Source organism: Synechococcus sp. Cruz-7E5 (assembly GCF_024345995.1).
In the GTDB taxonomy this organism is placed as follows: Bacteria; Cyanobacteriota; Cyanobacteriia; order PCC-6307; family Cyanobiaceae; genus Regnicoccus_A.
Genome location: NZ_JAGQCE010000006.1, coordinates 40,906 through 64,251 on the forward strand (window position 1 = coordinate 40,906; position 23,346 = coordinate 64,251).

Annotated in this window: 26 protein-coding genes and 1 tRNA gene; 15 read left to right on the forward strand and 12 right to left on the reverse strand. The window is 67.1% G+C overall.

Going from position 1 to position 23,346, the window contains the following annotated elements; all coding sequences use genetic code 11:
• Positions 1-58: 58 nt before the first annotated feature.
• On the forward strand, positions 59-739 hold the full coding sequence (locus KBY77_RS08700; RefSeq protein WP_255103259.1) for a lecithin retinol acyltransferase family protein: 681 nt from the start codon (positions 59-61) through the stop codon (positions 737-739).
• Positions 740-773: 34 nt separating this feature from the next.
• Positions 774-2,549 (forward strand): DNA polymerase III subunit gamma/tau, encoded by a 1,776-nt coding sequence (locus KBY77_RS08705; RefSeq protein WP_255103261.1) that lies wholly within the window; start codon positions 774-776, stop codon positions 2,547-2,549.
• Between the two features lie 11 nt (positions 2,550-2,560).
• Here the strand turns inward: KBY77_RS08705 and KBY77_RS08710 are convergent, their stop codons facing one another.
• Both KBY77_RS08710 and KBY77_RS08715 read right to left on the reverse strand, forming a co-directional pair.
• On the reverse strand, positions 2,561-3,988 hold the full coding sequence (locus tag KBY77_RS08710; protein WP_255103263.1) for a glycosyltransferase family 2 protein: 1,428 nt from the start codon (positions 3,986-3,988) through the stop codon (positions 2,561-2,563).
• A gap of 55 nt (positions 3,989-4,043) precedes the next feature.
• Positions 4,044-5,546, reverse strand: coding sequence for a SpoIID/LytB domain-containing protein (locus tag KBY77_RS08715; RefSeq protein ID WP_399212579.1), 1,503 nt, complete (start codon positions 5,544-5,546; stop codon positions 4,044-4,046).
• A 150-nt stretch (positions 5,547-5,696) separates the two neighbouring features.
• Between KBY77_RS08715 and rpmI the strand changes: the two genes are divergently transcribed.
• Genes rpmI through KBY77_RS08730 form a run of 3 tightly spaced genes read left to right on the forward strand, consistent with a single transcriptional unit; the run spans position 5,697 to position 6,954 of the window.
• Positions 5,697-5,897 carry a 50S ribosomal protein L35 gene (rpmI, locus tag KBY77_RS08720; protein ID WP_094554864.1) on the forward strand — a complete coding sequence of 67 codons (201 nt, stop codon included), beginning with the start codon at positions 5,697-5,699 and terminating at the stop codon, positions 5,895-5,897.
• Positions 5,898-5,952: 55 nt separating this feature from the next.
• Positions 5,953-6,300 carry a 50S ribosomal protein L20 gene (rplT, locus tag KBY77_RS08725; RefSeq protein WP_255093092.1) on the forward strand — a complete coding sequence of 116 codons (348 nt, stop codon included), beginning with the start codon at positions 5,953-5,955 and terminating at the stop codon, positions 6,298-6,300.
• Positions 6,301-6,348: 48 nt separating this feature from the next.
• Positions 6,349-6,954, forward strand: a complete 606-nt coding sequence (locus KBY77_RS08730; protein ID WP_255103267.1) for a tetratricopeptide repeat protein — start codon at positions 6,349-6,351, stop codon at positions 6,952-6,954.
• 96 nt (positions 6,955-7,050) lie between these two features.
• Here KBY77_RS08730 and KBY77_RS08735 read toward each other — a convergent pair whose 3' ends face one another.
• Positions 7,051-7,623, reverse strand: a complete 573-nt coding sequence (locus KBY77_RS08735; RefSeq protein WP_255103269.1) for a hypothetical protein — start codon at positions 7,621-7,623, stop codon at positions 7,051-7,053.
• A gap of 125 nt (positions 7,624-7,748) precedes the next feature.
• On the opposite strand from KBY77_RS08735, the gene KBY77_RS08740 reads away from it, so the two are divergent.
• The 4 genes from KBY77_RS08740 (at position 7,749) to KBY77_RS08755 (ending at position 11,264) form a co-directional block, all read left to right on the forward strand.
• On the forward strand, positions 7,749-8,567 hold the full coding sequence (locus tag KBY77_RS08740) for a thiazole synthase (RefSeq protein ID WP_255103271.1): 819 nt from the start codon (positions 7,749-7,751) through the stop codon (positions 8,565-8,567).
• Between the two features lie 69 nt (positions 8,568-8,636).
• Complete coding sequence (gene psb34 / locus KBY77_RS08745) at positions 8,637-8,804, forward strand: photosystem II assembly protein Psb34 (RefSeq protein WP_255103273.1); 168 nt, start codon at positions 8,637-8,639, stop codon at positions 8,802-8,804.
• 93 nt (positions 8,805-8,897) lie between these two features.
• Positions 8,898-10,094, forward strand: coding sequence for an NAD-dependent epimerase/dehydratase family protein (locus KBY77_RS08750; protein ID WP_255103275.1), 1,197 nt, complete (start codon positions 8,898-8,900; stop codon positions 10,092-10,094).
• A gap of 36 nt (positions 10,095-10,130) precedes the next feature.
• On the forward strand, positions 10,131-11,264 hold the full coding sequence (locus KBY77_RS08755) for a glycosyltransferase family 1 protein (RefSeq protein ID WP_255103277.1): 1,134 nt from the start codon (positions 10,131-10,133) through the stop codon (positions 11,262-11,264).
• Here KBY77_RS08755 and mrdA read toward each other — a convergent pair.
• The 5 genes from mrdA to cbiD all read right to left on the reverse strand — a co-directional run bounded on the left by mrdA (position 11,249) and on the right by cbiD (position 16,981).
• Entirely contained in the window at positions 11,249-13,000 is a 1,752-nt protein-coding gene (gene mrdA, locus KBY77_RS08760) for a penicillin-binding protein 2 (protein ID WP_255103279.1), read from the reverse strand. The genes KBY77_RS08755 and mrdA overlap by 16 nt on opposite strands.
• 4 nt (positions 13,001-13,004) lie before the next feature.
• On the reverse strand, positions 13,005-13,394 hold the full coding sequence (locus KBY77_RS08765; protein WP_255093100.1) for a hypothetical protein: 390 nt from the start codon (positions 13,392-13,394) through the stop codon (positions 13,005-13,007).
• An 83-nt stretch (positions 13,395-13,477) separates the two neighbouring features.
• Positions 13,478-14,086 (reverse strand): hypothetical protein, encoded by a 609-nt coding sequence (locus KBY77_RS08770; protein ID WP_255103281.1) that lies wholly within the window; start codon positions 14,084-14,086, stop codon positions 13,478-13,480.
• 88 nt (positions 14,087-14,174) lie between these two features.
• The gene (gene guaA / locus KBY77_RS08775) at positions 14,175-15,773 is read right to left on the reverse strand and encodes a glutamine-hydrolyzing GMP synthase (protein WP_255103283.1); all 1,599 of its coding nucleotides are present in this window, start codon (positions 15,771-15,773) and stop codon (positions 14,175-14,177) included.
• 35 nt (positions 15,774-15,808) lie between these two features.
• Positions 15,809-16,981 (reverse strand): cobalt-precorrin-5B (C(1))-methyltransferase CbiD, encoded by a 1,173-nt coding sequence (gene cbiD / locus KBY77_RS08780; protein ID WP_255103285.1) that lies wholly within the window; start codon positions 16,979-16,981, stop codon positions 15,809-15,811.
• Between the two features lie 98 nt (positions 16,982-17,079).
• Here cbiD and KBY77_RS08785 point away from each other — a divergent pair, with 98 nt between their 5' ends.
• A complete protein-coding gene (locus KBY77_RS08785; RefSeq protein ID WP_255103287.1) occupies positions 17,080-18,231 on the forward strand; it encodes an alanine--glyoxylate aminotransferase family protein in 1,152 nt (383 codons plus the stop codon).
• Positions 18,232-18,288: 57 nt separating this feature from the next.
• Positions 18,289-18,360 (forward strand) — tRNA-Gly (locus tag KBY77_RS08790).
• A gap of 351 nt (positions 18,361-18,711) precedes the next feature.
• Here the strand turns inward: KBY77_RS08790 and KBY77_RS08795 are convergent.
• On the reverse strand, positions 18,712-18,933 hold the full coding sequence (locus KBY77_RS08795) for a hypothetical protein (protein ID WP_255103542.1): 222 nt from the start codon (positions 18,931-18,933) through the stop codon (positions 18,712-18,714).
• A gap of 79 nt (positions 18,934-19,012) precedes the next feature.
• A complete protein-coding gene (locus KBY77_RS08800; protein ID WP_261354121.1) occupies positions 19,013-19,297 on the reverse strand; it encodes a hypothetical protein in 285 nt (94 codons plus the stop codon).
• A gap of 92 nt (positions 19,298-19,389) precedes the next feature.
• Here KBY77_RS08800 and KBY77_RS08805 point away from each other — a divergent pair, with 92 nt between their 5' ends.
• The 3 genes from KBY77_RS08805 to KBY77_RS08815 all read left to right on the forward strand — a co-directional run bounded on the left by KBY77_RS08805 (position 19,390) and on the right by KBY77_RS08815 (position 20,908).
• A complete protein-coding gene (locus tag KBY77_RS08805) occupies positions 19,390-19,911 on the forward strand; it encodes an AbrB family transcriptional regulator (protein WP_255103291.1) in 522 nt (173 codons plus the stop codon).
• Between the two features lie 186 nt (positions 19,912-20,097).
• Positions 20,098-20,496 carry a DUF6554 family protein gene (locus tag KBY77_RS08810; RefSeq protein WP_255103517.1) on the forward strand — a complete coding sequence of 133 codons (399 nt, stop codon included), beginning with the start codon at positions 20,098-20,100 and terminating at the stop codon, positions 20,494-20,496.
• On the forward strand, positions 20,477-20,908 hold the full coding sequence (locus KBY77_RS08815) for a hypothetical protein (RefSeq protein WP_255103293.1): 432 nt from the start codon (positions 20,477-20,479) through the stop codon (positions 20,906-20,908). Before KBY77_RS08810 ends, KBY77_RS08815 begins: the two co-directional genes overlap by 20 nt.
• A 1-nt stretch (position 20,909) precedes the next feature.
• On the opposite strand, the gene KBY77_RS08820 is transcribed toward KBY77_RS08815, so the two are convergent.
• Positions 20,910-22,526, reverse strand: coding sequence for a DEAD/DEAH box helicase (locus KBY77_RS08820; RefSeq protein ID WP_255103295.1), 1,617 nt, complete (start codon positions 22,524-22,526; stop codon positions 20,910-20,912).
• A 138-nt stretch (positions 22,527-22,664) separates the two neighbouring features.
• On the opposite strand from KBY77_RS08820, the gene KBY77_RS08825 reads away from it, so the two are divergent.
• On the forward strand, positions 22,665-23,075 hold the full coding sequence (locus KBY77_RS08825) for an HNH endonuclease (protein WP_255103519.1): 411 nt from the start codon (positions 22,665-22,667) through the stop codon (positions 23,073-23,075).
• Positions 23,076-23,100: 25 nt separating this feature from the next.
• Here the strand turns inward: KBY77_RS08825 and KBY77_RS08830 are convergent, their stop codons facing one another.
• Complete coding sequence (locus KBY77_RS08830) at positions 23,101-23,319, reverse strand: hypothetical protein (RefSeq protein ID WP_255103297.1); 219 nt, start codon at positions 23,317-23,319, stop codon at positions 23,101-23,103.
• Positions 23,320-23,346 lie beyond the last annotated feature (27 nt).

Sequence of the window (23,346 nt, forward strand, 5' to 3'; positions counted from 1 at the left end):
TGATCCACCCGCCAGCCCGGCGGCAGGGTGAAGCGGTTCTGCCCCGCGATCACGGCCCATGGCAGCCGCCGACCATCTCCAGGTACCCCGGCAGCACGGGCTGTTCAACCACCACGGCATCGACCTGGGGGATGGCAGCGTGGCCCATTACCTGGAAGGCAGGGCGATCCTGCGCTCACCCCTCGAAGACTTCAGCCGCGGTGAAGCCGTGGCGGTGGTCGGCTACGACCCCACCGAGGTCTCTCCGGCGGGCACGACCCTGCGCCGGGCCATGGGCCGGCTGGGGGAGCAGCGTTACAACCTGATCTTCAACAACTGCGAGCACTTCGCGATCTGGTGCAAGACCGGTCGTCACCGCAGTGCCCAGGTGGACAGCTGGCTGCACACCGGCAGCCTCGGAGCCCTGATGCTGGGCCAGCTGGTGCCGGCGGCCCTGATCACCGGCGTGCGCCTGCTGCTGCGGCAGGGGCTCAACCTGGATGGGGAGCAGCTGGAGAAGGGCCGGACACTGGCAGTTCAGAGCCTGGAGCAGCTCGATGGCCTGCGCCTGAAGCTGCAGCAGAAGCTGGAGACGGAGCTGGCCCGTGCAGAGGCCCGCTGGGGGGAAGGCCGAGACGGCGCATCGGAGTCGTTCGCCAAGCTGCGCCTGGCAGCCCAGAACCTGGCCGATCAGCTTGAGGAGGTGGAGGAGATGGAGGACCGTCTGGAGCGCCTGCTGGCCCCGAAACCGGCTGAGTAGCCTCATGGGCCAGGCCGTCCGGGGAGCAGCCTCCATGACCCAGGCCCGTGCCTATCTGCCCCTGCCTCAGAAGTACAGGCCCCAACGCTTCGACCAGTTGGTGGGACAGGAGGCGATCGCCTCCACCCTCACCAGTGCCCTGCTCCAGAACCGGATCGCTCCGGCCTACCTGTTCAGCGGGCCCCGGGGCACGGGCAAGACCTCCAGCGCCCGGATCCTGGCGCGATCGCTCAATTGCCTGACGGCAGCCGGACCCACCCCCGAACCCTGCGGCACCTGTGAGCTCTGCCGCTCGATCACCGCCGGCAACGCCCTCGATGTGATCGAGATCGATGCCGCCTCCAACACGGGCGTCGACAACATCCGGGAACTGATCGAGCGCTCCCGCTTCGCTCCGGTGCAGGCCCGCTGGAAGGTTTACGTGATCGATGAGTGCCACATGCTCTCGACCGCCGCCTTCAACGCGCTGCTCAAGACCCTGGAGGAACCACCGCCGCGGGTGGTGTTCGTGCTTGCCACCACTGATCCCCAGCGGGTGCTGCCCACGATCCTCTCCCGCTGCCAGCGCTTCGACTTCCGCCGCATTCCATTGCAGGCCCTGGAGGATCACCTGCGCTTCATCGCCAGCGAGGAGGAGATCGGCATCACCCCCGAGGCCCTGCACGTGGTGGCACTTCGGGCCCAGGGGGGGCTGCGCGATGCCGAAAGCCTGCTTGATCAGCTCAGCCTGCTGAGGGCGCCGATCGAGGCGACGGCGGTGTGGGACCTGCTCGGTGCAGTGCCTGAGCAGGAGCTGCTGGAGCTGGTGACCGCCATGGGAGAGGCCGATCCCCTGGGCATTCTCGAGACCTGCCGGCGCCTGCTCGAGCGGGGGCGGGAGCCCGGAGCCCTGTTGCAGGGTCTGGCCAGCCTGCTGCGGGATCTGGTGCTGGCCGGGGTGGCCCCGGACCGGCTGGAGCTCACAGCGGTCAGCGCCCAGCTGCAACCGCTGTTGCCCGAGCAGGCCCACCGCATCGGCAAGGCGCGGCTGCTCAGCTGGCAGGCCCAGCTCAAGGGCAGCGAACAGCAGCTGCGCCAGAGCGCCCAACCCAGGCTCTGGCTGGAGGTGCTGCTGCTGGGGTTGCTGGCGGAGCCAGCGTCGGCAGGGGGCGGTGGCCCGGTGCGGCCTGTCTCCGCGTCAGCGGCAACCAGCACCGCAACATCGGCGGCGTTGCCTCAGGAGCCGAAGGCAACACCAACACCAACGCCAAAGCCAAAAACTGCCGAACCACCGCCAGCAGAGCCCCGGTCGACCCCAGCGCCAGGCCCGGAACACCAGGATCTAGGGGAGCTCTGGCAGCAGATCCTCTCCAGCCTGGAGCTGCCCTCCACCCGCATGCTGCTCTCCCAGCAGGCCTCCCTGCTGCGCCTCGATCAGCAGCGGGCCGTGGTGCGGGTCAGCGGCAAGTGGATCGCCATGGTGCAGAGTCGGCTGCCCCTGCTGGAGTCGGCGCTGCACCAGGCTCTGGGCGCCCCCCGCCAGGTGCTGCTGGAAGCCTCCGACCAGCCCGCCAGCCCGACTGTCGCCCCACCAGTAGTGGCCAGGCCCGCTATGGAAGCTCCAGTAGCACCAGCTGTGGTGCCAGGTCCTTCAGTATCCGCGCCAGCGGCGACTTCCCAGGCGATGGCCACAGCCCAGACACCATCGCCTGGGCCCATCAAGGCCGGGCCAGGCCCATCGGCTGATCGACCTGAACCCCAACCTCTCGATGACCAGGCGCGCCGCCTGGCCGATTTCTTCAACGGCGAGGTGGTGAATCTGGAGGACTGAGCCAGGACTCCTCAGGAGACCTGAGTGGAGGGATCAGGCAGCTGATCAGCCAGGGGGTCGATGGCGAGCGAGAGATCGTCGGCGCTGCTTTCGGTGCCAGCTTCGCTGCCGAGGTGCTGGGTCTTGGCCCAGACCAGGCGCTTGGGCAGCAGGGCCATGCGCAGGGTGACCCAGGGGATGACCACGAACCAGTGCATGAGGTAAGCAATCCCGAGCGCGGCCGCCAGGGGATTCATCGCCGGCAGAGCAGGGCCTTCGCTGGGGCGGCGGCAGCCAGCCACGATGGCTGCGCCGGACAGGCCCAGGGCCACTATCGACAAGGGCCAGACCGTGGGGGCGGTGCGGGTGACCAAGGCGGTGAGCAGGTCGACGACCGAGACCATCGGCAGTACGTACTGCAGCAGGAAGAAGTTGGTGAGGTCGAACTTCTGGGCAGGGTTGAGGCGCTCCGAGAGCAGCCCCGGCCAGTAGTCAAAGAAGCGCTGCAGGCCACCTTCCGCCCAGCGCTGACGTTGGCGCCAGAGGGCTTGAACGGTGAGTACCGCCTCTTCCTCCACAGGGGGATCCCAGAGCACGCCCACGGGCTCACCGGCCAGCAACAGCCGAAAACTGAGGTCGAGATCATCGGTGACGGTGTCCTCGTTGAACCCGCCGGCCCGGGTGATCGCCTCCCGGCGCAGCAACTGGCCGTTGCCCCGCAATTCCGCCACCCCGCCGCCGGCCAGCCGGCCCTCCTGCACCAGCGCATCGAGGGCCATTTCCATCGCCTGGGCGCGGGTGAGCAGGTTGCAGCCAGCATTCACCACAGCTTTGCGGAGCTGCATCGCCGACCAACCGCCCTGCTCCGCCAAGGGGATCAGCCGCTCGAGCAGGTCCTCCTGCAGGCCGGCGTCGGCGTCGAGCACCAACATCCAGCTTCCTTCGAGCTGCTCAAGCACGGCATTGAGGGCCCCCGACTTGCCGCCACCGGCATGGCGTGGCCGCCGCAGCACCCGCAGCATCGGCGTGCTGGCCTCAAGCGCCTTCAGCAGCTCGGGTGTGCGGTCCTCGCTGCCGTCGTCGACCACCCAGAGGCGCAGAACCCCATGGCGGTACCTAAGACGGCTGACCCGCTCCACCAGACGGCCGACCACAGCCTGCTCATCACGGGCCGCCACCACCACATCCACCGCTGGCCAGGGCCCCGGCCAGGAACCCTCCCCGCTGGCGGCCTCGAGGCCGGGGCCGTCGGCTGAGCTCTGCGCCCGGTTGCGGTGCCAGAGCTGTCCGAGCACGTTGCGCACTAAATACGCGCCCAGCAGAAGGGTGAGACTGGCTGCAGGCAGAAGGTTGCGGGGCGGCTCCAGCCAGTGGGGCGCCACCCCGGCCCAACTGCAGAGCACGACAAACAGGGCGGCTTTGCCGCGACGGCCCCTAGGGCTGGAACCGGTGGGTGTCATGGCAACTCCGTCATGGCAACCGCGCCGGCGTGGCTGGTCCGCGTCGGATCGAACTCTAAAGGCCACCACTCAGGGCTTCGAGAGTCACCAGCTCGGTGCCCGGGTAGTAATGAGCCAGGATCCTGTTCTGGCTCCAGCCTCGACCGCCCAGATCGATGGCCCCCTGCTGGGATAGGCCGGCGCCATGGCCGAAGCCACCACCGGTGAAGCTCCAGCGGCCGGGCCCGTCGGGCTTGACCACAAACAGGGTGCTCGGCAGTTGACGAAACGTTCGGCGGATCGCGTCACGGCGCAGCACCCGCTGGCCGCTGCTGCCCACCAGCGAGAGGGCCAGCACCCGGCCGCTGGGACCGCGCTCGAGCACCTTGATCTCCCGGGGCTCTCCGACGCCGCCGGGGCCCTTCTCCAATGACTGGCGGGTGCGGGCGCTATCCAGCTGCCGGGTCCAGCGAAACAGCGGATGGTCGGCTCCATAGGCGGCGCCCCCCTGACGCAGCAGCTGCGGCAAGGAGGCGTCGGGCAGCGGCACCCCGAAGCGCTTGGCAAAGGCCGGCGGCCCATCTGGGCGGGCCTGGAGGTAAGGCAGGGGCGGCCCGCTCCAGACCTCCTCGAATCCCGCCGAGATACCACCGTTGCTCGCGTGGTACACCGCGTGAATGGGCTGACCCTGCCAGCTCAGCACCTGCCCGCGGGTGGCCTCCACGGCACGGCGCACGGCGGCGCCGGCCTGGCGTGGATCGGCATACACCTGGCACTGGGTGTCGGAGCAGAGGTGATACCCGTCAACGTCGTAGCGATGGCTGTTGCGCAGGGCCCAGGTGCGGGCGAGGACCGCCTGGACCGCAAGGGCCGCCGCTGGGGAGCCGGCACCGATCTCGTGGGGAACCACTCCCAGCAGGTAGCGCTCCAGGGGCACCTGCTCGATCAGGCTCCAACCGCCATAGGCATTGGCCTGCAATTGGAACGGACCTTGGAACACACCCTTGCCCCAGCGCAGGCCCTGGGGAGCCTTCAGGCGCAGGGGGCCCTCCAGCGCAACCACACTGCCGTCGGCCGTCGTGGCCTCCAGCTCCAGACGGGTTGTCTCCTCCCGCGTCCAGGCTCTGGCCTGGAACCCCTCGGGGGCAGCCGTGCGGGCAGGCGCCCAAACCTCCCACTCAGCCGGATGGGCGATCACTGGCTCCACTCCAAGCTGGCGCCAGGCCACGGCCGCCTGATCCGCCGTTTCGAAACTGGGGAAGGGACCCAGCACGGTGCGCTCCAGCAGCAGGGGCTCCTGCAGGGGCCGCTGCCGCCAACGCAGACTCAGGCTTGAGCCCTGGAGTTTGCGACCACCGGCGTCCTCCAGCTCGAGGCTGCCGGCAGCGGCCTTCAGCAGCAGGGGAGGCGCCTTGGCGGCAGCCACCCCGGGAGCCGGCCCCAGCCGGGCACCCACGGCAACCCAGAGCACCGGCGCGGTGCGCTCGATGGCGGGGCGAGGGGAGGTGGGCCAGTGCAGGGCAGCCGCCGGCATGGCACGGCAGCCCGGGGCCAGCAGCAGGGAGCCCCCGATGCCCATGGCGAAGGGCACCAGACGCGGCAGGGCGCACACTGAGAGCAGAGCGGGGAATCGCATCGAAAAACCGTACGACCGAGCGGATGATCCTGGAGGAGTTGGCGGAAGGGACATCTACGTCGTACTTTGGTTGTTTGTGAACGGGCGCCAGACATGCCGAAGCTCAAGACCCGCCGAGCAGCTGCCAAGCGGTTCAAGGTGACCGGCAGTGGCAAGTTCATGCGTCGGCGCGCCTTCCACAACCACCTGCTCGATCACAAGAGCCCCAAGCGCAAGCGCTATCTCGGCACCATGGCGGTCGTCGATGAGCGCGATGCAGACAACGTGAGCCGCATGCTCCCCTACGCAGGCTGAGGCCGGCCGAAAGCCGGCACCATCTTGAATTCAACTGTTCAACTGAGAGATTTTCATGGCCCGCGTCAAGAGGGGCAATGTCGCCCGTAAACGCCGCAACAAGGTTCTCCGTTTAGCCCGCGGCTTCCAGGGCAGCAACGGCAGCCTCTTCCGCACCGCGAATCAACGGGTGATGAAGGCCCTGTGCAATGCCTACCGCGACCGTCGTCGTCGCAAGCGCGATTTCCGTCGTCTCTGGATTGCCCGGATCAACGCCGCCGCCCGCCTCAACGGCCTGAGCTACAGCCGCCTGATCGGAGGTCTCAAGCGCTCCGATGTGCAGCTGAACCGCAAGATGCTTGCCCAGCTCGCCCTGGCTGATCCAGCCAGCTTCAGCGACGTGGTGGGCGCCGCCCGCGCCTGATCCCAGCCCCCGCACCAACTCCGCCCATAGCCCACACCCGCAGGCCCGATGGACCTTCTCCTTCCACAGGCCTATCTGATCGGCCTGATCGTTCTGCTGGGTGGGGCCGCCGTGGTGATCGGTCTGCAGGTCTGGCGTGTGCGCGCTGATGAAGTTCGTCTGGCCAAGCTGGAGATCCAGGTCAAGGAAGACTCAAAGGATTCCGCCACGCTCTACGAGCTGGCCTCGGTGCAGCTGCGCAAACGGCTCTACGACCAGGCGGTAGATACGCTCAAACTGGCCTTGAAGCGCTCGGATGGCGAACCGGGAGAAGCGAAAGCTCTCATCCAGAACGCTCTTGGCTTTGCCCTTGCCGCCCAGGGCAACCATGCAGCTGCCATTCGTCACTACAAATCGGCCCTGCAGGCCAAAGCCGATTACCCCGTGGCCCTGAACAACCTGGGCTATGCCCTTGAGCGTCAATCGTTGCCCGTAGAGGCCCGCATTGCCTACAGCCAGGCCCTCGCCCTCGATCCCAGTAACAAGACCACAAGCAAGCGTCTGAAGCTGCTCGACCGTCGTTTCCCTGCCGATCCGGCTGAACCGGTCGGCCCTGCCAAGGGGATGGGTCCAAAGGCCGGATCCACTGGAAACAAAACCGGCCCAGGCTCTTAGGGCTCTACTGAGAACGGTGTCTGAGAAGGCGCCTTTGGGCCGAAGCATGCGACCTGAAACCGGCAGCATGCCCTGACCCTGGCGATCAGCCTCTGGTCACCACAACCCTCGAACAGGTGCTCCCCCGGAAGGACTTGCTGCAGATGGGGCTACCGTCTGAGCAACCGGGCGCAGATCAAAGCGACCGCCGGGATTGGTCAGCCGCGGCGCTACCCAGCCCGCCAGCTCAAGCCCCTGCACACCGCTGATCTCCCCACCCGATTCCATGCCGCCGACCTCGCAGTCGCAGAGCATCAGCAGGTCGAGCTGATCGGATTTGGCGTTGAGGTTGCCCTGCACCGCCACGGTGGTCTCTCCCAGCTGCATCTCACCGCGCAGGTCGACCATCTGGCCCATGGGGGTGGCCTCCGCCAGGCGCAGCTGCACCGGCAGGGGTTCGCCGCCAGCGAAGGAGCGGTAGACGCCCGACCAAACCCTGGGCAGGTCGCGGGCCAGATCGATGGCCCGACCCGTGGGATCGAAGGTTTCCACGGGCCCGAGCTCGGCCTCGAACACCTGCGCCGCTGCAGAGGGCGGGGCGCCGAACGGCACCACACTTCCCACCGGCAGGGGATTCATGGCCAGCTGGGGGTCGGCGGCAGCCAGCAACAGCGGCAGAAGCAGCGGCATCGAAATGGTTCAGGGCTCGTGAGCGCAGGCTAAGGGCGGAGACGCCATCAGGCGGTGCAAAACAGCCGCCGGGGTCACCGTTCGCGGTAGTTTCGCGGCATGGCCTGGGCTTCGACGACATCCCGATGGACAGCGAAAGCCTGGTGATCGCGGGACGGCCTTTCCGCAGCCGCCTGATGACCGGTACCGGCAAGTATCCGAGCCTGGCGGCGATGAAAGCCAGCCTGGCGGCCAGTTCCTGCGAGATCGTCACCGTGGCGGTGCGCCGGGTGCAGTCGCTGGCAGCTGGGCATGAGGGCCTGATCGAGGCGATCGACTGGAGCCGCCACTGGATGCTCCCCAACACCGCCGGATGCGCCACCGCCGAGGAAGCGGTGCGGGTGGCGCGGCTCGGACGGGAGCTGGCGCGCCTGGCCGGCCAGGAGGACAACAACTTCGTGAAGCTTGAGGTGATTCCGGACAGCAGGCACCTGCTGCCGGATCCGATCGGCACCCTCCAGGCCGCTGAGGCCCTGGTGAGGGAGGGCTTCGTGGTGCTCCCCTACATCAACGCCGATCCGATGCTGGCGCGGCGGTTGGAGGAGGCCGGTTGCGCCACGGTGATGCCGCTGGGCTCTCCGATCGGCTCTGGCCAGGGGATCCGCAACGCCGCCAACATCGCCCTGATCATCGAGAGCGCCCGCGTTCCTGTGGTGGTGGACGCCGGCATCGGTGTTCCCAGCGAGGCGGCCCAGGCCATGGAGATGGGAGCGGACGCCCTGCTGATCAACAGCGCCATCGCGATGGCGGGCAATCCGGCGGCCATGGCCCGAGCCATGGCAATGGCCACTGAGGCGGGCCGCAGCGCTTACCTGGCCGGGCGGCTGCCGATGCGCCCCGAGGCCAGCGCCAGCTCACCGCAGCAGGGAATGGTCGGTACATCCGCTCAGGCCCAGGTCCCGTAACAGTCCTTCTCAGGGCTGGGCCAAGCCGGCCTGCGCTGGGTAACTTGCGGCTTCCCCTGCGCCCCAGCCATGTCAGTCACCGAGGAAGACGGCGGCAAGCTCAATGCCTTCGCCAGGGAGCCCCGCATGGAGGTGATCGAGACGGGGACAGGGCGTAGCCGCTCGACCATCCTGCTGCTGCTGGGGGGCGTGATCCTGGTGCTGCTGATGCTGGCGGTGGCGGCGGCGATCAGCTGAGCTCCTGGATCCTGGCTCTCTGCCGGGGGGGGGTCGGAACGCCTGTAGTAGCTTGCCCCCAGGAGCATCGGCTCGTTCAGCAGGAGTTCAGACGTGAAGGTTCTCGTTCTCGGCGGCGACGGCTTCTGCGGCTGGCCCTGCTGCGTGAACATGGCCCAGGCCGGCCACGACGTTGTCATGGTCGACAACCTCAGCCGGCGCAAGATCGACGTGGATCTGGGGGTGGAATCACTGACCCCGATCGCCACGGTGCACGACCGCCTGCGGGCATGGGAAGAAACGGGCGGCCGTGCCATCCGCTTCGTGCACCTCGACATCGCCCAGGATTACCACCTGCTGCTGGAGCTGCTGCGCAGCGAGCGCCCGGAAGCCGTGGTCCATTTCGCCGAGCAGAGGGCAGCGCCCTACTCGATGAAGTCGAGCACCACCAAGCGCTACACGGTCGATAACAACGTCAACGGCACCCATAACCTGCTCTGCGCCATCGTTGAAAGTGGCCTCGACATCCACATCGTGCACCTGGGCACCATGGGTGTGTACGGCTATGGGTCCCATCGGGGCGCCACGATTCCCGAGGGCTACCTCACGGTGGAAGTGCCCCAGGCCGACGGCAGCCGCTTCCGAGAGAAGATCCTGCACCCTACGGATCCTGGCAGCGTCTACCACATGACCAAGACGCTGGATCAGTTGCTCTTTTACTACTACAACAAGAACGACGGCATCCGTGTCACCGACCTGCACCAGGGCATTGTCTGGGGCACCAACACCGATCTCACCGACCGGGACCCCCGCCTGGTGAACCGCTTCGACTATGACGGCGATTACGGCACGGTGCTCAACCGCTTCCTGATGCAGGCCGCGATCGGCTATCCCCTCACCGTGCACGGCACGGGCGGCCAGACCCGCGCCTTCATCCACATCCGTGATTCGGTCAAGTGCGTGGAGCTGGCGATCGACCACCCCCCCGCCTCCGGGGAAAAGGTGCGGATCTACAACCAGATGACCGAAAGCCACAAGGTCAAGGATCTGGCCGAGAAGGTGGCGGCCGTCACCGGTGCCCAGGTGAGCCACCTGCCCAACCCGCGCAAGGAGGCGATCGAGAATGATCTGATCGTTGACAACCGCTGCCTGATCGAGCTGGGCCTCAAGCCCACCACCCTTGAGGACGGCCTGCTCAGCGAAGTGGTCGACGTGGCCAGGCGCTGGGCCGACCGCTGCGACCGCTCCCGCATCCCCTGCGTGTCCTCCTGGACCACCACTCAGGCAGCGGCCCTCAAGGCCGTCGTCTGAGCTGATGGCCAGGACCATGCCCCGACGGCAGCGCCCGTGAAGATCGCACTGTTCACCGAAACCTTCCTCCCAAAGGTCGACGGCATCGTCACGCGTCTCACCAAGACCGTGGAACACCTGGTGCGCGCCGGGGATGAGGTGCTGCTGTTCTGCCCGGAGGGTGCCCCCTCTCTGTTTATGGGAGCCCGGGTGATCGGCGTACCGGCCCTGCCCCTGCCGCTCTACCCGGAGCTGAAACTCGCCCTGCCCCGTCCGGCCGTGGCAGAGGCCCTGGAGGCCTTCCAGCCGGATGTGGTGCACGTGGTCAACCCGGCGGTGCTGGGCCTGGGAGGCATCTGGATGGCGCGAACCCGCCAGATCCCCCTGGTGGCCAGCTATCACACCCACCTGCCCAAGTACCTCGAGCACTACGGCATGGGCGTGTTCGAGCCCTTGCTCTGGGAGCTGCTCAAGGCCGCCCACAACCAGGCCGTGCTCAATCTCTGCACCTCCTCGGTGATGGTGGAGGAGCTGAGCCAGCGGGGCATCCAGCACACCGCCCTCTGGCAGCGGGGCGTCGACACGGAGATGTTCCGGCCTGAGCTGCGCTCGGTCGCCATGCGGCGGCGCCTGATGGGCCGCCACCCCGAGAGCGACAGCCTGCTGCTCTACGTGGGTCGGCTTTCGGCCGAGAAGCAGATTGAGCGGATCCGGCCCGTGCTCGACGCCCTGCCCCAGGCCCGGCTGGCTCTGGTGGGAGACGGCCCGCACCGTGCCCAGCTGGAGAAGGTGTTCGAGGGGACCGCCACCACCTTCGTGGGCTATCTGGGCGGCGAGGAGCTGGCCGGCGCCTATGCCAGTGCCGATGCTTTCCTCTTCCCCTCCAGCACCGAAACCCTGGGGCTGGTGCTGCTGGAAGCGATGGCGGCGGGCTGCCCCGTGGTGGGCGCCAATCGGGGCGGCATCCCCGACATCGTCACCGATGGGGTCAACGGCTGCCTGTACGACCCCGATGACGACGCCTCGCTCACTGCCGCCACCATGCGGCTGCTGGCAAGTCCCGAGCGGCGTGAGCAGCTGCGGCAGGCGGCCCGCCATGAAGCCGAGCGCTGGGGCTGGGCGGGAGCCACCGCCCAGCTGCGCCGCTTCTATCGCGATGTGGCCGGTGCCAACCTTCAGCTGGCGGCCTGAGCCGGCTTGAACCAGGTGGCCAGCAGGGCCTTCACCATCGGCACGGCGATGGTGCCGCCGTAGCCGCCACTGTTCTCGCCGAAGGCAATGATCACCAGATCGGGCTTGCCAGCCGGGGCATAGCCGCCGAACCAGGCGTGATCCGGCCGCGGGGGGTCTTCGGCGGTGCCGGTCTTGCCGGCCACCGCTGGCAGACTGGGATCGTTGAGCGTGGTGGCCGTGCCGTTGGTGACCACCTCGCGCAGACCCTGGCGCAGCACCTGGAGGGTGGTGGGCTTGAGGCCGATCCAGGTCCGGGGGGTGTCCCGCTCCACCAGGTGGGGAGTGACCAGCCAGCCGCCATTGGCCACGGCCGCGTAGAGGCGGGCCATCTGCAACGGCGTCACCGAAACCGCCCCCTGACCGATCGACGAGGTGATCGTGTCGACCGAGGTCCAGGGCTCCCCCAGCACCTCCTTCTTCCAGGCCTTGTCCCCCAGCAGCCCAGGACTCTCCTCATCCCGCAGCTCAATACCGGTATAGCTGCCGTAGCCAAGGCGGCGCGCCGCCTTGAACAGCTCCTCGGATCCCACCTTCAGGCCCAGCCGGTAGAAGAAGCTGTTGCTGCTCACCGCCAGGGCGAAGGGAAAACCGATGCTGCCGAAGCTGCCGTGGTCGGCGTAGCACTGGCCGTCGTAGCAGAAGGACCCGGAGGTGGGAATGGTGGAGGTGGGACCATAGCGGCCTGATTCGAGACCGGCGATCGCGCTGATCAGCTTGAAGGTGCTGGCGGGGGGAAAGGCCCGCATCGCCCGGTTGAGCATGGGCGCTTCCGGGCGATTGAGATTGTTCCACTGGGCCGTGGTGGGGCCGGTGGAGAAGATGTTTGGGTCGAAGTTGGGGCGGCTCGCCATGGCGCGGATGGCGCCGGTGCGGGGATCCATGGCCACGATCGCCCCTTTGGCCACGCCATCGAGGGCCTTCTCGGCGGTGCGCTGCAACTCCAGATCCAGGGTCAGGCGCAGGTCCTTGCCAGCGCGGGCCTGCTTGTCGCCCAGCACCCGCTGCACCTGCCCTGCGGCATTCACCTCCAGTTGCTGGCCGCCCCACTCGCCCCGCAGGTGGGATTCGTAGACCTGCTCCAGCCCGGTGCGCCCGATGCGGTCCTGGACCCGATACCCCTTGTCGGCCAGGCGGGCGAATTCCTCCTCGGTGATGCCACTGGTGTAGCCGAGCACGTGGGCGGCCAGGGGGCCACCGGGGTACGAGCGCAGGTAGTCGACATCCACCTCGGCGCCATCGAGATTTCCCGCCTGCTCCCGGAAGCGCAACACCTGAACACTGCTCAGGGAACTGGCCAGCTCGATCCGATAGCCATCACCCTGGAGCCCCTCCTTGTAGTTCTGCTCCAACTGCTGCACCGGCAGCGCCAGCAGCGTCGCCAGCTTCTCGCGCAGGGCCGGCCAGCGTTCCTTCGGCACCAGCCGAGGCTGCAGATAGAGGTTGTATGTGAGGCGGCTGGTGGCCAGCACCTCCCCATGGCGATCGAGCAGGCGGCCGCGGACCGGGTGACGGGGCACCAGGCGGATGCGGTTCTGGTCAGCCCGCAGGCGGTTTTCAGCGCCCTGGGCCAACTGCAGCCAGGCCAGGCGGGCTCCCATCGCCGAAGCCGCCAGCAGCACAACCGCCAGCAACCAGGCCGGCTGATGGCTCATCCCCGACTGCCGATGTGAACCGGGCTGGAATCCAGTGGCCATCGCCTCAGGCCCCGAGGCGACGCTCGAGTTCCTCCAGGCAACCGGAGATGCGCGCCAGGGTTTCCTGCAATGCCCGCCGCTCCTCAGGCCCGCCGGGTGATGGGGGTGGAGGGACGCTCAGATCAGTGGGGGAGTCGGCGGGCACGTCGCGCACCTCCACCTTCACCACGGGGTTGCCCAGCCCTGGTTGCACCTGGTCGAGACTCGCGCGCACGGCCTTGGCAGCCGCATCCCCCTCCTGACGCAGCTGTGCCAGAGGATCATCCGTGGCGGTGAAAGCCTCAACCACCTGGCGAGGTCCACCCCGACGAGCCCGGTCGACCACAGCGATGCCCACCGGAAGCAGGTCTTCCATCAGGGTGAGCCTCAGGGCATCAAACGGATCGGCAGCCATGGCAGGACTCCTGAAGCAAACGCCGCTGGCAAGCACCATCGGACCGTTTTCACAGTCTGACTCCCAGGAGAGCTTCGGCGGGTTCAGGGGGTGCGCTGGATCCCAGGCTCGAGAATCACCGCCCGGCAGAACTCGCGCGATCCCAGCCACCACCCACCCACCACGGCCAGAGCGACGGCGGCGGTGAACGGCAGCAGGGCCTGGCGGGTCATGTCAAGACTGAACCACTCGCCCCAGCCGCGCAGGGCACGCTCACGATCAAACCGACGCCGTTCCCGCTGCTCCAGCTTCTGGCGGCGCTGCAGGGATTTCTCAACCCAGCGCTCGAAGGCCCGCTTCTTGGTGACCGCCATCTTGCGCTCCACCTCCAGCAGATGGCCGGCGCTGAGATCGGGATGGAAAGTGCTGATCAGCTCCAGGCTCTTGATGAACATCTCCACGGCGCCATCCTTGACCTGGCATTCACCGTCACTGAGTTCCTCCCAGTGCACTTCCGGATAGAAACGGCCACGGTTGGCCAGAATCTGCTCCTCCGGCAGCTGACCTGGTTCCCGCAGCCAGCGGTCGGTGTTGGCATCGAAGCGACGCCAGTAGAGAAAGGGATTGAGGTAGATGGTTTTTCCACCCAGCAGGATGCTGTCCTGCTGCAGGCGACGCTGCACCTGGGGATCCTGCTGGGTGACGGCGGTCAAGGGAAACAGGCTGGGAGCCGATGGTATCGAACGCCGACCGGAGAGGCCAGAGCCCGGCCAACACTCAACCTGCTGTCCAAGACCAGGCCTATTCCCACTCGATCGTGCCGGGGGGCTTGCTGGTGATGTCGAGCACGACGCGGTTCACCCCCTGCACCTCATTGACGATCCGGTTGGAGATCCGCTCCAGCAGGTCGTAGGGCAGGCGGGACCAGTCGGCGGTCATGCCGTCTTCGCTGGAGACGCATCGCAGCACGATCGGATAGGCATAGGTGCGCTTGTCGCCCATCACGCCGACGCTGCGCACCGGCAGCAGCACCGCAAAGGCCTGCCAGATCTCGTGATAAAGCCCAGCCGCCTGCACCTCCTCACGCACCACCAGATCGGCATCGCGCAGGATGTTCAGCTTCTCGGCACTGACCTCCCCGAGGATGCGGATCGCCAGTCCTGGCCCGGGGAAAGGATGGCGGCGCACGATCTCCTCGGGCAGGCCGAGGCTGCGGCCCACCTTGCGAACTTCGTCCTTGAACAGGCGCCGCAGGGGCTCCACCAGCTTGAACTGCAGATCCTTGGGCAGCCCGCCCACGTTGTGGTGGCTTTTGATCTTCACGGCCACCCGCTCACCGGTCCTGGGGTCGACATTGGTGCCGGCTGATTCGATCACATCGGGGTAGAGAGTGCCCTGGGCGAGATAATCGAAGGGCCCAAGCCGCTTGCTTTCCTCCTCGAACACACGAATGAATTCAGCTCCGATGATCTTGCGCTTCTGCTCCGGATCGGTGATGCCGTCGAGCTTGGCAAGAAAGCGATCGCGGGCGTTGATGTATTCAACGCGAATGTGAAACTGGGTGTCGAAGAACTCGGTAAGGAACTCCGGCTCCCCCTTGCGCATGAATCCCTGGTCGATGAACATGCAGGTGAGCTGATCACCGATGGCCCGATGCAGCAGGAAAGCCAGCGTGGAGGAATCGACCCCGCCCGAAAGCGCCAACAGCACCCGCTTGTCCCCCACCCGCTCCCGCACGTCTGCAAGCGCTTCATCGATGAAGGCTGCTGTGGTCCAATCAGGTTCACAGCCGCAGATGTGATAAACGAAGTTGCGAATCATCGCCATCCCACCATGGGAATGCACCACTTCAGGGTGGAACTGCACCCCGTACAGACGCCGCTGGTGATCAGCCACCGCCGCTTCCGGAGTGTTGTCGGTGTGAGCCAGGCGACTGAAGCCAGGCGGCAGGGCCTTTACCGAATCCCCGTGGCTCATCCACATCGTCGAGCCTTGCTCAACGTTGGTGAGCAGATCGATCGGGTCATCCACATAGAGGGGCGCCTTGCCGTACTCGCCCCGGCCGGCAGCCTCCACCTGGCCGCCGAGCTGCTGCACCATCAACTGCATGCCATAGCAAACCCCCAGCACCGGGATCCCCAAGCTCCAGATGGCTGGATCGCACAGGGGCGCCCCCTCGTCGTACACCGAGCTGGGACCGCCGCTGAGGATGATTCCCTTCGGGTCCAGGCGCCTGATCTCCTCCACGCTGGTGGCATAACCCAGCACCAGGGAATACACCTCGGTTTCCCGCACCCGACGGGCAATCAACTCGGAGTACTGGGAGCCGAAATCGAGGATGACGATCGCCGGCAGGCGTGAGCTCTCAGGCTGCTCGGTCGAGGGGGACGGGTGGGACATAACGACCGAATAACGGCCTGCCAGGCCTTTTGGGCTCACCCTAGGTCGTGCCGGAAAGCCTCCAGCAGCTCCACTCCGCAGGGGCCCGCCACCCGCAGCTGCCGTTGCCGATCGAAGAGCGCCGCTCCGATCCTGGTGCGGAAACGGCCGTAGCGGGCCAGGTAGGCCTGGCTGCGGGTCTCGATCGCCAGGGCCAGCCGCGCCTCGATCCGGGCCGCCAGCGGCCCATCGAGCTCCTGCAATCGCGCCAGAGCGGCCTCCACTGTGGGCGCCGCGAACAGCCGCTCCAGCTCAGGGCCAGCCATCCCCTCAAGGGCCGCCAGGGCCGTGAGCACTTCGGCGCGACCATCGGCCAGGTGGTGGTGAGTGTGGAAGATTCCGCCCGCCAGCTTGATCAGCTTGCCGTGATAGCCGAAGAGCAGCAGCCGCTCGACACCGGCTTCGGCCGCCGCCACGATCAATGGCCCCAGCCAGTTGCCGGCCTTGAGCAACAGGCCAGCATGCAGGCCGAGTCGTGGAGCCAGATCAAGCCCATTCTCGCCGATCACCAGCACGAGATCACCGGGGTGGGGCGATTGCGGCCACTGGCGCAAGGTCTCGAGGCACTCATCGAGCCGATCAGGGGCGGCGCTGCGCTGCACCACGGCCTGGGTGCCGATCAGGGCCAGTCCGTCGACCACCCCGAAGGCTTCGTTGCTGGTGCGGCCTGCCAGCTCCCGGCCCCGGGGGAAGACCAGCTGGAGCCGCAGTCCGCGGCCTGCTGGCAGCAGGGGCAGAAGGTTGACCTCCAGCAGCCGACGGGCATAGGCGGAGAGGCAAAGGTCCCGGCTTCCGGCCCGCACCCCCAACCCCTCCCCCGCCTCCAGGAGCAAGCGCTGGGATGGCTCTGCCTCCTGCGCCGGAGCCCACCAGCTCGCCCGCACCCACACCAATAAGCCCCGGGTGAGATCCAGACCATCGCCCGGATCGCAGCGGGCCATGCCAAGGGCCTGGCCATGGCCGAGGGCGGCGGCAGCCTCCACCGGCACCAGCTCAACGCCGGGCGGCTCCAGCAGCTCCAGCGGCTGGGCCTCCCCGGAGCCCCTGAGCTCAGCATCAGGGAGGGCAAGGCCCTCAGCCTCCAGCAGCGTCTCCAGAGCCGCACGGGCGGCGGCCGCCACCCAGACCGGCAGGGTGAAGGGCGTCAGGTTGGTAATCGGCAGGGGCATGGCTGCGGTGTTGGTCGGGGAGTTGTGCCGGGGTGGGGGGACCTTGGTTTTTTAAGGTGATGGATTGGGCCGCCGCGCCCGTCCCCCCAGCGCCCACCATGCAGGACAAGCTCACCCTGATGATCCCCGGCCCCACTCCGGTGCCGGAGACCGTCCTGCTGGCCATGAGCCGCCACCCGATCGGCCATCGCAGCGGTGAATTCCAGTCGATCGTGAAGCACACCACCGCGCAGCTCAAGTGGCTGCACCAGACGAGCGGTGATGTGCTGGCCCTCACCGGCAGCGGCACCGCCGCGATGGAGGCCGGCATCATCAATGTGTTGAGCCGGGGCGACAAGGTTCTCTGCGGGGACAACGGCAAGTTCGGCGAGCGCTGGGTGAAGGTGGCCAGGGCCTACGGCCTGGAGGTGGAGGTGATCCGCGCCGACTGGGGCCAGCCCCTTGATCCGGAGGCCTTCCGCCTGGCCCTCGCAGCCGACAGCGATAAGAAGATCCGCGCGGTGATCCTCACCCACTCGGAAACCTCCACCGGGGTGATCAACGACCTGGAGACGATCGCCCGTCATGTCCATGCCCATGGCCAGGCTCTGGTTGTGGCTGACTGCGTCACCAGCCTGGGGGCCTGCCCGGTGCCGGTGGATGCCTGGGGCCTGGATGTGGTGGGCTCAGGCTCCCAGAAGGGATACATGATGCCGCCGGGCCTGGCCTTCGTGGCGATGAGCGAGCGCGCCTGGGAAGCGCACAAGCGCTCCGATCTGCCCAAGTTCTACCTGGACCTGGGCAAGTACCGGAAATCAGCCGCTGCCGACAGCAATCCATTCACGCCTCCGGTGACGCTGTATTACGCCCTGGAAGCAGCCCTGGGAATGATGGAACAGGAAGGACTGGACGCCATTTTCGCTCGCCATGCCCGGCTGCAGCGGGCCACCCAGGCGGCCATGCGCGCCATCGGCCTGCCTCTCTACGCCGCTGAGGGCCACGGCAGCCCGGCGATCACAGCGGTGGCCCCCGAGGGTCTGGACGCCGAGGTCCTGCGCAAGGCGATCAAGGAGCGCTACGACATCCTGCTGGCGGGCGGCCAGGATCACCTCAAGGGCAAGGTTTTCCGCATCGGCCACCTGGGCTTCGTCTGCGATCGCGACGTCCTAACCGTGGTGGCCGCCATCGAGGCGACCCTGCAGGAGCTGGGCGCTACCCGGCAGCCGGTGGGGGCTGGCCTTGCCGCGGCGGCCCGGGAACTGACGATCTGAGGCACAGACGGACTGCTGGGGCTTGGCTCAGCAGTCCATTTGCTAAGATGAAAAAATGCGGGTGTAATTCAGTGGTAGAATGTCAGCTTCCCAAGCTGAACGTCGCCGGTTCGAGTCCGGTCACCCGCTTGCGCAAAGAAGAAATTCATCAGCTTCACCCTCTCAGGATCTGGGCTTGATCACCTGGAGAATCTGAGGCCCGATGCTGCCGGCACGCCGCTCGCAATCCAGAGACTTCAGAACAGCCTTGGCCGCTTCAACAACATCACCACGCAGGGCTGCAGCCTCAGCATGGGATTCATGCTTGGCCGCATCCCGCAGGAACTGGCTTCGTTGCTCTGATCCCTGTGACATGGCGATCGAAGATCGCGTTTGAACCGCAAGCACAACAACAAATCAATCTTCGGCCACTTTAACGGATGAGCGAGAAGTTGACTTGAAAGAGAGATGAATGCAGACAGGTTGGGACGAACTCAGGTGTCAGGTGCCTGGCTCTTCACCCAGATCACCGAGGACATCGATCTGGGACCGCAGCTGGTCGGCCCGACTGGTGTCACCACGGCTGATGGCGATGGCCAAGGCAAATTCCAGCTTCTCGAGCTGGTGGCCACCTTCGATGTAGCCAGGACGGTGGATGGAAGAATGGGGTGGCATAGACCCCCCGTTACGGGGCAGGGGGCAGGCCGGATAAATGCTGGCCATGGTTGTTTTTCTTTTCATTCTGCCACTCAGGACAAGGCCACTGCCAGCTTGAGTGATAAGGACACGCCAGGAATTTGGCTCAGGCGGCCAGATCCAGCTCCTGCGGCGGGGCAGGCTTGAGCCCCGCTGGAGCGGACATAGGGGCTGACGTCTCGAGCAGTTGGCGGCAGTCCCGCAGCAGCACCTCCACATTGGAGAGCGCCTGCAGTTGATCGGACTGCGGCTGCTGGTCATCCTCCAGCGCCATCTCCAGCAGGCCAAGCCGTTGCTCCAGATGCACCAGCCGGTGCGACAAGGCCGCCACCGTCTGGGCGAGATCTTCGGCCGTGCGGGTGATGCGGAACGACACCGATTCAGGGGCCATGGCCATCGAGCCAAGAAGGCCGATCACAACACAGAACCGCCCAACGCTCAAGCCATCTCCCAGACTGAGGCGTCCTGGCGTCTCGTGCGGGCATGTCCAGCCTGGCCACTCTGGCGATCTACATCCTGGCCGGTCTGGGCGGTGGCTTGCTTGCCCTGCGGACGGGAATTCCGGCGGCGCCCCTGGCGGGCGCCCTGCTCGGCGCGAGCCTGGTGAGCATGAGCGGGCACTGGGATGCGGCCCACTGGCCCCCTGGGACCCGCACGGGCCTGGAGATCGCGATCGGCACCGTGATCGGCACCGGCCTCACCAGTGCAGCGCTGACGGAACTGCGGCACCTGTGGCGGCCGGCGATCCTGATCACCGTCACCCTGGTGGCCACAGGCCTGGTGGTCGGCCTCTGGAGCAGCCGGCTGCTGGGTGTGGATCCGATCATCACCCTGCTGGGGGCCGCCCCTGGCGGCATCAGCGGCATGAGTCTGGTGGGCGCTGAATTCGGTGTCGGTGCCGCCGTTGCGGCCCTGCACGCGGTCCGGCTGATCACGGTGCTGCTGGTGCTGCCGATGGTGATCAGGTTTGTCCTGTCATTCACAGCTGGTCATTCCTCCAGTTGACGAGCCCGAGGGCCGCCCCCTCGACAGTTCGGAGTCGACCGATACGTTGGTGCCCGATGCCTGGCTCCACGCTCCGATTAAATGCTCTCCCGTCTCCTCTGCCCCCGACCGACTGCAACGGAGCCCAAGAGGGGCCCCAGGCTGAAGTGGGCTCTGCGGCGGATCCTGGCGCCCTCCCTGGTGCTTATGGCCAGCCCGCTGCCTTTGCTGAGCCAGCCTGTGCTGCTGGCCCAGGTCAGCCAGCCGGACCCCAGCAATCCCGCCAACAAGGGCGCCGAGGTGTATTGCTTCATGCGCAAGGCCGGCAATGACCACGAGGTGAGCTGGAGCGCCGCCTACGCCCTGATCAAACGCCAGAGCGCCAGTCTGTTCAAGACCTCTCCTGAACATGCCGCCGTGATGATCACCGAGGCAGTGGTCAAGTCCCCCGATGCCTTCCCCGACTGCGGCCGCTTCCTCGGAGCCCTCTACGGCAGTGAAAAGCCCGCACCGCTCAGAACCGACATCCCCGCGAGCGGCAGCACCGGCCCTATTGCCATCCCCAGCGGCGGCGGAACCACACGCCATGACCGCTATTCCTACTGATTTCCTTCGCGAGGAACCCCATCGGGCCCTGTGGTGCACCGCCCTGGCGCTGACCCTGGCCCTGGGCGGTTGTGCGGCGGCGGCACCCCCGACCTCGGACTCTCCACGGCTGCGCCAGGACGAGTGCCTCGATGAGGTCAAGGTGGATCGGCTGGATGAGGCCCTGGAGAACTGCGACAAGGTGGTGAACGCTTTCCCGCTCGAGGCCCGTCCCCTCAGCGACCGTTTTGTGATCCACACCCTCAGGGGTGAGCAGACCAGGGCCTGCCAGGACATCGAGAGGGCAGCGGAGCTGCTCAAGGCCACCAGCAACGGCGAACCGGCGAAGGATGCCGAAGATCCCCAACTGGTCACCGACATTGGTGTGCGCCAGGAAAGCTGCCGTGACATACCGGCCGCCGCGGCCCCCTGACTCACCAGGCCTCCAGCAACTGGCGCACCATCGCCGGCAGGGCCTGGCGGCGCAGGATCGCCTGACGTCCCCCCAGGGCCAGGGCAATCCGCTCGGCCTTGCTGGCAATCAGCCCATCCACCAGCTGATCGGCCACGCCCAGCTGCAGCCAGTGAGTGGTGAGGGGCCCGGTCATGCCGATGCGATGGGCACGGTCCTCCGCCTGCTCGGTGTCGCCCGGGGTCCAGGGCCTCTCCAGCAGGACCACGTGGCTGGCACGGTGCAGGGTGAAGCCGAGGCCCGCCACCGCAAAGGTGGCCACCAGCAGGGGCACCCGGCCCGCCTGGAAGGACTCCACCTGGCGCTGCCGCTGCGGCGGCCTTAGCCGGCCTGTGAGCACGGCACCACCCAGGTTCGCGGCCAGCCGCTCGGCAGGGGCCACGAAAGCCGTGAACACCACCACCGCCGCGCCGCCTGCAAGCAGCTCCGTCACCAGAGCCTGGGCTGCCGGCAGTTTGTATGCAGCTCCGATCTGCCTGAGGGCCGTGAGCATCGCCAGGGATTCCGCATCGCGGCGCACCTCGCCGCGGGCGGCCCGCAGGCGGTAGTGCTCCACACGCTGCTGCAATTCATGCTCGAACCCCTGGGCCTGGCTGGGATCGAGTGTCACGGGGCAGATCAGGCGGCGCTTTGGGGGGAGGTCGAGGCAATCCTGCTTGCGCCTGTGCAGCACCAGTGGCTGAATCAGACGGTGCAGATCCTCCAGGCGTTCAGCGCCGTTGGCCTGCCAGTGGCGGCGCCCGCCGCTTTCGCGCCAATGGCCCTGGCAGTAGGTCTGCTCAAAGCTGAGCTGATCCCGCCCGAGGGGGTGATCGATCGCCGCCAGCAGGGGGAACAGCTGCGATGGGCGGCCGTTCTTCATCGGGGTGCCGCTCAGAAGCCAGATCGCCCGCAGGCGCGGATGACGGGCCAGGCGCAGCAGCGCCCGGGTGCGCAATGCCCCCAGATTCTGCGCGAAGTGGGCCTCATCCACGATCAGGACGGTGCCGGCGGGGGGCAGCTCCACTGGCAGCAGCGCCCAGCTGAACAGCTCCACGGCCAGTTCCAGGGCCAGGGACTCCTGCCGCCAGAGATCGTGAAGACCCACCGGGGCCACCACGGCAATGCGGCAGTCGGCGCAGCGAGACAGGGACCGTGCCGCCACCAGAGCTGTGAGGGTCTTGCCGAGACCCATCGCATGGGCCAGCACCGCCCCACGGCGAGCAAGCAGCCAGCGAGCCGCCGTACGTTGGTGGCCGAAAAGCTGCCGCCCATCCGGCAAGGGATCATCCAGCTGGGCCGCGGCCACCAGCTGACGGTGCGGCGGCAGGGGGGGCAGGGGCTGGCGCAGCCAGGCCATCCACTGGGCCAGGTCGGGCTCGATCGCGAAGCGACCCGCCAGCAGTGCCTCCAGCTGACCTGCTGCCTCCAGCGGAAACTCCCAGCCAGGGCGCTGGGGCCGCCAGCGGCCCGCCGGCCTGATCCTGCGCAGCTGAGCCTGAGTGACCGGATCAAACGGCGAAATCACCTCGATCAGGCCGCAGGATCCAAGCCGCAGCTGGCAGCGTGACGGCGTCCCTCGCGTGGCTCCCAGGGACACCGCCGCGCTTCATGGATGCGAAGTCTAGTCAGACTGCCACCGTGAACCAGCCTTGGCGATCAGCTTGGGGAATTGAAGTCGTCGACACATTGACAGAACAGAAGCCATGGGCAAACTGTCCGCAACCGAGGCATGGGAATGCAGGTCAGGGATGCGGTCTTCCTTGAGGATCTCTGCCCCAAGTTGCGTGTAAGGCGCTGGAGACAATCCCTGCACAAACAGACCCAACATCGCTGTATTTACTGCGGCAGTCGTTCCGAATCGATTGATCATCTGCTGCCACGCTGCCGCGGCGGTCTGAGCGTGACCGAAAACTGCGTTCCCGCCTGCCTGGCCTGCAACGGCCACAAAAGCGACGCCGATGCCTTCGACTGGTACCGGCGTCAGCGCTTTTACGACCCACGCCGGGCAATGGCGATCCGGGCCTGGATGGATGGTGACCTGCGTCTGGCCGTACGCCTGCTGCAGTGGGCCACTCCCGAACCAGCGGCAGCAATCCAGGGCTCGGTCCTGCCCCAGGGCCCGACCATGACCCTGCAGGCTGCCTGAAGCCAAGAGGCAGTCCATAACCCCATCACCAGACTCGGCAGGCCGCAGGTCCGTTGTGGCGTTCGCAGATTGCTCCGAGTTGATCGGGCTGCTCAGGCGCCACCAAGGCGGCCGTGAGCACCAGGCCCACCAACAACAGCGGAAGAGCAGCAACGGCATGGGGGGAGCTCCAGGGGCGTGCCCGGCCGGGACGAACCAGGCTCGCGGGGAGGAGACGGGGTGTAGAGAAGCAGGAGGCGGCCATCCAGGGAATCAAGCAGTGATACAGGTG

What these genes read in the sequence shown, in the direction of transcription:
- KBY77_RS08700 (WP_255103259.1), top strand. Translation starts at nt 59, where the DNA reads ATGGCAGCCGCCGACCATCTCCAGGTACCCCGGCAGCACGGGCTGTTC.
- KBY77_RS08705 (WP_255103261.1), top strand. Translation starts at nt 774, where the DNA reads ATGACCCAGGCCCGTGCCTATCTGCCCCTGCCTCAGAAGTACAGGCCC.
- KBY77_RS08710 (WP_255103263.1), bottom strand. Translation starts at nt 3,988, where the DNA reads ATGACACCCACCGGTTCCAGCCCTAGGGGCCGTCGCGGCAAAGCCGCC.
- KBY77_RS08715 (WP_399212579.1), bottom strand. Translation starts at nt 5,546, where the DNA reads ATGGGCATCGGGGGCTCCCTGCTGCTGGCCCCGGGCTGCCGTGCCATG.
- rpmI (WP_094554864.1), top strand. Translation starts at nt 5,697, where the DNA reads ATGCCGAAGCTCAAGACCCGCCGAGCAGCTGCCAAGCGGTTCAAGGTG.
- rplT (WP_255093092.1), top strand. Translation starts at nt 5,953, where the DNA reads ATGGCCCGCGTCAAGAGGGGCAATGTCGCCCGTAAACGCCGCAACAAG.
- KBY77_RS08730 (WP_255103267.1), top strand. Translation starts at nt 6,349, where the DNA reads ATGGACCTTCTCCTTCCACAGGCCTATCTGATCGGCCTGATCGTTCTG.
- KBY77_RS08735 (WP_255103269.1), bottom strand. Translation starts at nt 7,623, where the DNA reads ATGCCGCTGCTTCTGCCGCTGTTGCTGGCTGCCGCCGACCCCCAGCTG.
- KBY77_RS08740 (WP_255103271.1), top strand. Translation starts at nt 7,749, where the DNA reads ATGGACAGCGAAAGCCTGGTGATCGCGGGACGGCCTTTCCGCAGCCGC.
- psb34 (WP_255103273.1), top strand. Translation starts at nt 8,637, where the DNA reads ATGTCAGTCACCGAGGAAGACGGCGGCAAGCTCAATGCCTTCGCCAGG.
- mrdA (WP_255103279.1), bottom strand. Translation starts at nt 13,000, where the DNA reads ATGGCCACTGGATTCCAGCCCGGTTCACATCGGCAGTCGGGGATGAGC.
- KBY77_RS08765 (WP_255093100.1), bottom strand. Translation starts at nt 13,394, where the DNA reads ATGGCTGCCGATCCGTTTGATGCCCTGAGGCTCACCCTGATGGAAGAC.
- guaA (WP_255103283.1), bottom strand. Translation starts at nt 15,773, where the DNA reads ATGTCCCACCCGTCCCCCTCGACCGAGCAGCCTGAGAGCTCACGCCTG.
- cbiD (WP_255103285.1), bottom strand. Translation starts at nt 16,981, where the DNA reads ATGCCCCTGCCGATTACCAACCTGACGCCCTTCACCCTGCCGGTCTGG.
- KBY77_RS08785 (WP_255103287.1), top strand. Translation starts at nt 17,080, where the DNA reads ATGCAGGACAAGCTCACCCTGATGATCCCCGGCCCCACTCCGGTGCCG.
- KBY77_RS08795 (WP_255103542.1), bottom strand. Translation starts at nt 18,933, where the DNA reads ATGGCCAGCATTTATCCGGCCTGCCCCCTGCCCCGTAACGGGGGGTCT.
- KBY77_RS08800 (WP_261354121.1), bottom strand. Translation starts at nt 19,297, where the DNA reads ATGGCCCCTGAATCGGTGTCGTTCCGCATCACCCGCACGGCCGAAGAT.
- KBY77_RS08805 (WP_255103291.1), top strand. Translation starts at nt 19,390, where the DNA reads ATGTCCAGCCTGGCCACTCTGGCGATCTACATCCTGGCCGGTCTGGGC.
- KBY77_RS08810 (WP_255103517.1), top strand. Translation starts at nt 20,098, where the DNA reads ATGGCCAGCCCGCTGCCTTTGCTGAGCCAGCCTGTGCTGCTGGCCCAG.
- KBY77_RS08815 (WP_255103293.1), top strand. Translation starts at nt 20,477, where the DNA reads ATGACCGCTATTCCTACTGATTTCCTTCGCGAGGAACCCCATCGGGCC.
- KBY77_RS08825 (WP_255103519.1), top strand. Translation starts at nt 22,665, where the DNA reads ATGCAGGTCAGGGATGCGGTCTTCCTTGAGGATCTCTGCCCCAAGTTG.
- KBY77_RS08830 (WP_255103297.1), bottom strand. Translation starts at nt 23,319, where the DNA reads ATGGCCGCCTCCTGCTTCTCTACACCCCGTCTCCTCCCCGCGAGCCTG.